Annotated in this window: 6 protein-coding genes and 1 pseudogene; all 7 read left to right on the forward strand. The window is 36.4% G+C overall.

Annotation, left to right across the window (positions count from 1 at the left end; genetic code table 11):
• Nucleotides 1-386 (forward strand): T9SS type B sorting domain-containing protein (locus WBN20_RS02430; RefSeq protein WP_424280582.1); only part of this gene is annotated, 386 nt, incomplete at its 5' end.
• Between the two features lie 51 nt (nucleotides 387-437).
• Nucleotides 438-2327 carry a CocE/NonD family hydrolase gene (locus WBN20_RS02435; protein ID WP_424280583.1) on the forward strand — a complete coding sequence of 630 codons (1890 nt, stop codon included), beginning with the start codon at nucleotides 438-440 and terminating at the stop codon, nucleotides 2325-2327.
• A gap of 62 nt (nucleotides 2328-2389) precedes the next feature.
• Nucleotides 2390-3049 carry a class I SAM-dependent methyltransferase gene (locus WBN20_RS02440; RefSeq protein ID WP_424280584.1) on the forward strand — a complete coding sequence of 220 codons (660 nt, stop codon included), beginning with the start codon at nucleotides 2390-2392 and terminating at the stop codon, nucleotides 3047-3049.
• Nucleotides 3050-3105: 56 nt separating this feature from the next.
• Entirely contained in the window at nucleotides 3106-3621 is a 516-nt protein-coding gene (locus WBN20_RS02445; protein ID WP_424271552.1) for a DUF4251 domain-containing protein, read from the forward strand.
• A gap of 45 nt (nucleotides 3622-3666) precedes the next feature.
• On the forward strand, nucleotides 3667-4389 hold the full coding sequence (locus tag WBN20_RS02450; protein ID WP_424275309.1) for a protein-L-isoaspartate(D-aspartate) O-methyltransferase: 723 nt from the start codon (nucleotides 3667-3669) through the stop codon (nucleotides 4387-4389).
• A gap of 915 nt (nucleotides 4390-5304) precedes the next feature.
• Nucleotides 5305-7407: an elongation factor G gene (locus WBN20_RS02455; RefSeq protein WP_424280585.1), complete on the forward strand. Its 2103-nt coding sequence runs from the start codon at nucleotides 5305-5307 to the stop codon at nucleotides 7405-7407.
• Between the two features lie 227 nt (nucleotides 7408-7634).
• Nucleotides 7635-7844 (forward strand): annotated as a pseudogene (locus WBN20_RS02460) (peptidase M19); the annotation flags it as partial.

Genomic DNA, 7844 nt, shown 5'->3' on the forward strand with positions numbered 1-7844 from the left:
GCTTTGAACAGCCACTTCCTGAGGCGAGCACTATTTATGTAACGATTATTCCCTATAGCGCAAATTACCTGGCAGAAAATTGCCGGGAGGAATCATTTACGACAGCTGGATTTCAGCTTACACCTGAGGAATTACCTGTTCCGAAATTTTTCACTCCAAACAATGACGGTTTTAATGACCTTTGGATAGTTAACTCTACTTCGGAAATCCAGGTAAATACGGTGCATATCTTTAACAGGTATGGCCAATTATTGAAGCAATTATTTGCGGATCAGGGGTGGGATGGTAGTTTTAATGGTAAACCCATGGCTTCTGATTCTTATTGGTACAGAATAGAAACTACCCGGGGTAATTCGCAGGTTGGATTTTTTATGTTAAAGCGATAGTGTATTTTTCTATTTTTGATATTAAATAATTATTTTAAAAAAACCAACTTAATGAGAACACTTCAAACCACTTTTCTATTATTTATAATAACCTTTTCCTCAGGCGTTTTTCAGATCCATGCGCAGAATGATATATTTGAAAAGCTCCAGGAAATTGCTATAATAGATCAGAAAGTAATGATGCCAATGCGAGATGGAATACGATTGGTTACGGATATATACCGACCTAAAACTGATAAAAAAGTACCTGTCATATTCTCAAGAACACCATATAATTTTAATTCATGGGGCGATGGCGAGCAAAAAACCAGAACAGCGGAAAAAGCATACGAAGTTGTACAACGGGGTTATGCCTATGTCGTACAAAATGAGCGTGGAAGATATTATTCTGAAGGTGAATGGGATATATTAGGTATTCCACTGACTGATGGTTATGATGCCTTTAGCTGGATGAAGGATCAGCCTTGGTCTAACGGCAAGATTGGAACGCTTGGATGCTCATCCACTGCAGAATGGCAGATGGCCGTTGCGGCTTTGGATCATCCTTCACATGCCGCTATGGTGCCTCAAAGTTTTGGAGCAGGAGTTGGCAGAGTTGGCGACTATTATGAACAGGGTAATTGGTACAGAGGTGGTGCAGAGCAGTTGCTATTTTTTGCTTGGCTATACGGTGTGGAGCATGATAAGTATAAACCCCGAATTCCTGAAGGGGCTACTCAGGAAGATCTTATACGTATTTCCAGATTCTATGATTTGGCACCTGAGAATCCGCCGGTAGATATGTCCGAAGCTTTGGCCCATTTACCTATTCAAGATATTTTACAGAATATTAAAGGGAAACGAGAGGTTTTTGATAAAATGGTAAGGCGTAATCCTAATCATGAAGATTGGTATACAGGTGGGCTCTACCACGACGATATGGAAATAGGGGTGCCTAGTTTTTGGTTTGCCTCATGGTATGATGTATCTATAAGCCCTAACCTGGCATTATATAATCATGTTAGAAATAATAGTAAAGACCAATTTGTACGGGATAATCAGTATTTAGTAATCGCACCTACATTACATTGCAGATATACCAGGGCTACCGCAAATACTATAGTCGGTGAAAGAAATGTAGGAGACGCAAGACTTAATTATAACGAGCAAATATATTCCTGGTTTGATCTTTGGCTAAAAGGAGAAAACAACAAATTTAAGGACAACACTCCAAGAGTTCAATATTATACTATGGGCACTAATGTTTGGCAGTCTTCCGAAACCTGGCCTCCGGAAAGCTCTGAGTTGAAAACCTATTATTTGACCAGTGGTGGTAAAGCCAATAGCTTATACGGAGATGGAAGGCTTAGTATAAAAGAGCCTGATAGTGGAAACACACCCGATAGTTTTAAATATGATCCTATGAATCCGGTGAAGTCGTATGGGGGCAATGTTTGTTGCACAGGGAATGCGGTAAAAGGAGGTGCCTACGATCAACAAGCCATGGAAACAAGACAAGATATTCTTGTTTATACCACAGAACCCTTGGAAGAAGGTTTAGAAGTAACTGGATTTATTAAAAGTAAACTGTATGTTTCATCTGACGCAAAAGATACCGACTTTACAATAAAACTAATTGATGTTTATCCGGATGGGCGGGCATATAACCTTGATGAAACCATACAACGTGTGCGTTATAGAGAAGGTTATGATAGGGAAGTATTTATGGAAAAGGAAAAGGTGTATGAAATTAACTTAACACCCATGGCTACCAGTAACTTTTTTGAAAAAGGGCATAGAATTCGCATTGAAGTCTCGAGTAGTAATTTTCCCAGATTCGCTAGAAATTTAAATACTGGAGGGGATAATTTCGATGAAAAAGAGGGAGTAGTTGCTCGCAATAGTGTACATCATTCTAAACAATATCCATCTCAAATTAGATTGCCTATAGTAAAACGATAATGCATAAAGAATTTAAGATAGTTTTAAGTGTAGTTTATTTTTGAAAATAGTACCTTTTAAAGATGTTTTCCAGAGCAATTAAAATAGGCTTTCTTTTGTTTTTTCTGATAATACCTGAAATGTATTGTCAATATTCGGAGAGTGATTGGAAGGCTCGTGATAAGTGGATGCAAGTCGCACAAATTTTGGAAATGGCTGATATACAGCTTGGTAACAGCGTTGCCGATATAGGTTGCCACCAGGGTTATATGAGCATTCGCCTTTCAGATTTTATTGGTGAGACCGGAAAAGTATATTCGGTAGACGTTCGGGAGGATCGTTTAAACAAACTAAATGATATTGTCTCTAAAAGGGGTATCGGAAATATATACACTATTTTAGGGGACTATGACGATCCTAAATTACAGGAAAATAGCATAGATGTTGTTTTCATTATAGATGCCTACCATGAAATGAATGACTATAAGCAAATCCTTTTTCATGTAAAAAAAGCATTAAAACCAGATGGACGTATTTTAATTCTGGAAAAACTTAAACAACAAATGATTGGGAAATCGAGGCAAGAGCAAACCCAGGGCCATACAATTGCACCAAAATATGTTAAAAATGAATTGAAAGAGGCTGGTTTTGAGGTGATCGCAATTGAAAAAGACCTTGGCTATTGGGAAGAAGACTTGGATAAAAAAATCTGGGTGATGGTCGGTATTCTTGCACAATCATAACTCAATACATTATACACTTAAAACAGAAACATTTCTTAATTATAAAATAGTTTATTATGAAAAATACCTTATTTAAAATAGTAATACTTCTATTGGTTTCAGGAAGCCTGGTTGCACAAACTAAAGAAGATAAGCATCAAAAAAAAGAGACTCAAAAAAATGTGGCATATGAAGCTACCAAAAGTCTTATAGATTCGGGTAACTATATGTTTGATGCAGATAGGGCAGCAGGATCGATATCACTGGTTACAAATACCAATCGTTTCATTGTAAAAGATGGAGAGGTTGATATAGATTTACCCTACTTTGGGGTAGCAAGAGGCGGTGGTGGATATAATAGTAATCCTGGAATAACCTACAAGGGTGTTCCTGACAAATATAATGTGGAATATATTGATAAGAAAAGACGCTCTAAAATAAAAATTAGTGTGAGAAGCGGAACGGAACACCATGATATTACCCTCACTGTAGGTTATAGCGGTCAAACCAGTGTAAGCGTAATTAGCAGTGCCAGAAATTCTATAAACTATTCTGGAAATTTAAGACCATTAAAAGCGGAAATCAGTAATTAATGCCGCTGCCAATCGCGGGCGTTTCATATTACATAGCAGACCCCAATGAGAACATTATTAAAGCATAGATCTGGAATTAAATCAATTTTAGTGGGAATAATTTCCTTGTTTACGGTATTCGCGCATAGTCAAATAGACCATAAACAATTAAGGGAAAACATGATAAAGGAGCAGTTGTTGGCTAGAGATATAAGCGATCCGGCTACACTCAAAGCGATGCGAATTGTTCCAAGACATGAATTTGTACCACAAGACATCCAACCATATGCATATGCAGACAATGCGCTACCAATTGGAATGGAGCAAACAATATCTCAGCCCTATATTGTCGCTTACATGACTCAGGTCTTAAAATTAAAAGATCAGGACCGGGTTTTGGAAGTTGGCACAGGTTCCGGCTATCAGGCTGCTATATTAGGACAAATCGTAGATTCTGTGTATACTATAGAAATTATTGAAGCATTGGCTTTTACAGCAAAAAACAGACTTTCAGCTTTGGGATATAACAATATTGAAGTGAAAACAGGTGATGGATACCTTGGTTGGCCGGAGAAAGGTCCTTTTGATGCAATAATGGTTACTGCCGGGGCTGAGGAAGTGCCTGAACCACTTTTAAAACAGTTAAAAGAAGGAGGGAGGATGATTATTCCAGTAGGACCTCACAAAGGAATCCGCCAATTACTTCTAATTTCCAAAAAATCTGGTAAGATAAAAACTAAAGAAGTTATGGCAGTAAGATTTGTTCCGTTGACGAGAACAAATAATTAACTTAAAAATAATCCATAAAAAAAGGAGGTTAATTTCAATTACCTCCTTGTTTAAATCTCTGCTAGCTTCTTCCTAGCATTTTCTCGCTCCCTCTTATCGTACATAATTTCTGCTTTCTGTCCAACGAACCCGCTTACTATCTTTAAGATTTGAAAAGTATGAAAACCGTCTTGATTCTGTTGGTGAATGTTGCAATAAATTTCTCATTACTGTGCTTTTTAATGTTTTACTTAATTTTTGTTTTTAATCTCTAACCGTTAGACGGTATAGTTTCTTACTTCTGACCAGCGTACTCTTTTACTGTTTTTAAAATTTGAAAAGTAAGAGTGTCTTCTTGATTCTGTTGGTGTTTGTTGAATAAAATGTCTCATGATTGTTCGATTTTTGATGTTTATATTAATTGGTATAGTGTCTTGCTTCAGACCAGCGCACTCTCTTGCTGTTTTTAAAATTTGAAAAGAAGGAATGTCTTCTGGATTCAGTTGGTGTTTGATTGCTAAAATTTCTCATCGTTTTTATTTTTTAAATTGATTTTGTTTGTTTTTACTTTTTATAAACCATAAATCTTAAGGACTTACAACTAATAGACGATAAATTATTTTATTTGTTACAGTACTATGTTATAAATAGTACTGTATTATGCAATTTTTAACATATTTATCGCTTAAAATTCGTGTATAAATTAGTTATACATTTGATATACTGATAGTTATATAAAAATGATATTATTGATGTTATTTAGTAATAAATGGTGTTCTCAGGGCTATTATTGGAAAAAAGAAGAAAAAATCAAGGATAAAAAGCAATTAAAACTTATATTGTAGAAACCAGTAACACCAAAACCTAACAAAAGTCATATGCTATATTTTATATCCATATTAGATTTATGATTTTATTCCCAAAAACTAAGGACATATGAAAATATATGATGACAAACACATTAAAAATGTGGTATTCGTAGGGGCTCATAATAGCGGCAAAACTACTTTAGCGGAAACCATGCTCTTCGAGGCCGGTCTAATTAATAGGAGAGGAACTGTGGAAACACATAATACAGTCTCAGATTATCATGAAATAGAACACCAAAGAGGAACATCGGTCTATGCCACACCTTTGCATACTGAATGGCGCAACTACAAAATAAACATAATTGACACTCCCGGACTTGATGATTTTGTAGGTGAGATTATTTCGTCAATTCGTGTAGCTGATACTATTGTTACAGTTTTAAATGCGCAGCATGGAGTGGAAATTGGAACTGAAATCATCTGGAATTATGTCGATAACTACTCGAAACCTACACTTTTCGTGGTAAATCAAATCGACCATGTAAACGCTAATTTTGAGAACTCTTTCAAGGGTATTAAAGCCCTGGTAGGCAATAATGCGGTAATTATTCAATATCCCCTAATTATTGATGGCGCTCAGTGCATCATTGATGTTCTTAAGATGAAATGTTATAAATTTTCACCTCAGGGAGGTAAACCAGAAAAATTACCAATACCTGAAGATCAAAAGGAACGAGCAGATAAGCTGCATAATGAACTTGTTGAAAAAGCAGCCGAGAATGATGAAGAATTATTGGAGTTATTTTTTGAAAAAGGAACCCTGAATGAAGATGAAATGCGGGTGGGTATTAAAGCAGGAATGCTCAATCATGAGTTGTTTCCTGTTTTCTGTGTTTCTGCATTAAATGATATGGGCTCTGGCAGACTCATGGGCTTTATAGATAACGTAGCGCCGGCCGCTGCAGATCTAAAACCCGAACAAACTGTTGAAGGAGATGTGCTGGTCCGCAAAAAAGAAGCACCAACGGCTTTGTTTGTTTTTAAAACTGTTTATCAACCCAGTCTGGGTCAGATCTCCTTTTTTAAAGTAAAATCAGGGGTAGTTAAAGCAAATGATAAATTGGTTAATTCCAGAACTGGTGAGACTGAAATACTAAACCATCTTTATATAATGGATGGTAAAAAGCGAGAATCAGTATCAAAATTGGAAGTGGGTGATATTGGAGCCACATTAAAACTTAAAAGCACTGATACCAATGACACACTTCATGCAGCAGGAAAATCAATTACTATTAAACCTATACAATACCCGGAACCCAGAACACGAAAGTCTGTATCAGCAGTCAAAAAGACTGAAGAGGAGAAACTCAGTGATGCATTAAAGAAGATCCACAGTCAGGACCCAACTGTAGTAATTGAGTTTTCCAAGGAATTAAAACAACTAATTTTAGGTTGTCAGGGAGAATTACATTTAGCAACTATTAAATGGATATTAACTAATGTTTATGGTGTTGAAGCAAAATTCGAACCCCCAAAAATTGCCTATAGAGAAACCATACAACGGTCTTCAAATGCTAATTACAGGCATAAAAAACAATCGGGAGGCGCAGGTCAGTTTGCACAGGTACATTTAAAAATAGAACCATGGTACGAAGGTATGCCAGACCCTGAAGGATTTAACATAAGAGGGAAGGAAGAAATTGACCTTGCCTGGGGCGGGAAATTGGTCTTCTATAACTGTATTGTAGGGGGAGTAATAGATATACGCTATTTACCATCCATTAGAAAAGGTATTTTGGAGGTTATGGAAACAGGACCACTTACAGGCTCTTATATCCGTGACGTTCGGGTAATGGTGTACGATGGTAAAATGCATTCCGTAGACTCCAACGATATCGCCTTTAAGATTGCAGGAGCCCATGCGTTCAGAGAAGCCTTTCTGAATGCCAAGCCTAAGCTTTTAGAACCAATACAGGAATTAACCGTTAAGGTTCCTGAAGAAATGGTAGGAAGTGTTATGACCGATTTACAATCAAGAAGGTCTATCATTCAAGGAATAGACAGTATTGATCACTATCAGATTCTAAAGTGCGCAGTGCCGCAATCTGAGCTTTACGGGTATTCAACCAACTTACGGTCACTTACCCAGGGAAAGGCAACGTTCAATTCAGCCTTTTCCGCTTTTAAAGCAGTTCCGAATAACATTCAGGCAAACCTGGTTAAAAGTTAAGTAAGTAAAAGTTTTGAAGAAAACCATATCGTAATATTTCTGGCGGTATGGTTTTTTTGTGGAATTATACTCCTGATTATAGGTTCATTAATACTTTTATAAATGCGTTTAAAAGTATCTACCGTCCATACATGATATGTGGGTATTTATACAATACAATTTTGAAATAGAATAAAAAACAGTAATTTTCTATTAGTTTATTTATAGAACTATAATTACAGGTAGAAATGCATTTTAATGATGAGTATGTTGATTTTCATTGTCATCCTTCCTTAAAGCCATTTGGAAAAAGCTTCAATTATACTCCTGTCGGAATTCATATTAGCCACAGGAATAGTAAACGAAGTATTTGGCATTATAATCCTCCCTCAATTTTTGATAAGTTATTAAACTATGTCACCGGGCTTACCAAATTTTCCCAGGCCAACTTTACCAGC

Source organism: Eudoraea sp. (assembly GCF_049665975.1).
Taxonomy (GTDB): domain Bacteria; phylum Bacteroidota; class Bacteroidia; order Flavobacteriales; family Flavobacteriaceae; genus Eudoraea.

Excerpts from the sequence above, each read along its gene's own strand:
- WBN20_RS02440 (WP_424280584.1), top strand. The coding sequence starts at position 2,390 with ATGTTTTCCAGAGCAATTAAAATAGGCTTTCTTTTGTTTTTTCTGATA.
- WBN20_RS02435 (WP_424280583.1), top strand. The coding sequence starts at position 438 with ATGAGAACACTTCAAACCACTTTTCTATTATTTATAATAACCTTTTCC.
- WBN20_RS02455 (WP_424280585.1), top strand. The coding sequence starts at position 5,305 with ATGAAAATATATGATGACAAACACATTAAAAATGTGGTATTCGTAGGG.
- WBN20_RS02450 (WP_424275309.1), top strand. The coding sequence starts at position 3,667 with ATGAGAACATTATTAAAGCATAGATCTGGAATTAAATCAATTTTAGTG.
- WBN20_RS02445 (WP_424271552.1), top strand. The coding sequence starts at position 3,106 with ATGAAAAATACCTTATTTAAAATAGTAATACTTCTATTGGTTTCAGGA.